The organism is Spirosoma flavum, from assembly GCF_042686045.1.
Taxonomy (GTDB): Bacteria; Bacteroidota; Bacteroidia; order Cytophagales; family Spirosomataceae; genus Spirosoma; species Spirosoma flavum.
Genome location: NZ_JBHUOM010000047.1, coordinates 1 through 803 on the forward strand (window position 1 = coordinate 1; position 803 = coordinate 803).

At 41.5% G+C, this 803-nt stretch carries 1 protein-coding gene; it reads left to right on the top strand.

Annotated features, from left to right (window positions below):
• Nucleotides 1-451: 451 nt before the first annotated feature.
• The coding region (locus ACFS25_RS29030) for a hypothetical protein (RefSeq protein ID WP_381508301.1) at nt 452-803 on the top strand (352 nt) is incomplete at its 3' end.

Here is an 803-nt window from a genome sequence, read left to right on the forward strand (position 1 = left end):
AGCTCCTCTTCCCATGGTCGGCGTAAGTTACTGCTGACGAGTCATTCTAAGAAAATTCCCTAAACATAAGTCTACTTATGCAACTCGACTAAGAAAAGTACCATTTTCAGAGCAACCAATTTGTCAAAAAAAATGTGCAGCTAATCGCCTCTACTTGGCCGTAGAATGACGAATGAGTTAATCTTTTCAAGAAATAGTTGGTAAGCTAGGAAAATTTCGAATTCTCAAATTACGCTCCCCGAAATGAGACGTATTATTAACTACTATAAGTGGTTGGCTGCTAGTAGTCCGTTCGTTAAAAACCGATTTACTAGATGAGATTCGTGTTGATCTCTTGTTAACAAAGGTAGCCTTGTACTAATTCAATAAGTATTTATTAATAAAGAGAAAATATTTATTGATATTCAATAAATACGCTTTCCTTTGTATCATCATCTTAATCTTGATACATATGGAAACCAAATCACCATATTGGGTATTCCCCACCGTCAAGCGGCTGGTCACCATCTTCTTTTACCTGGTGTTAGGCGCTCTGGTTCTTTTCGCGGCGATGAGTAGCCTGAAGCTTTTAAATGCGCAAACCTTTCCTTTTTCACAAGGTCAGCAACAACCCAACTATGTTTCGATTCCGGTGGCCTGGGCACCACCCAGTGATAAAACCATCACGACCGTTGGTGAACCTCGCCTATTTTTAACCCCGCAAAAACAGACGGGTCAACTTCAGGTCCCGATTCGATCATTACCCGGCCTGTTAATGAGCCTGCTAGGACTGGTTGGGTTGGTGACCGCAGCTTGGATGTTCT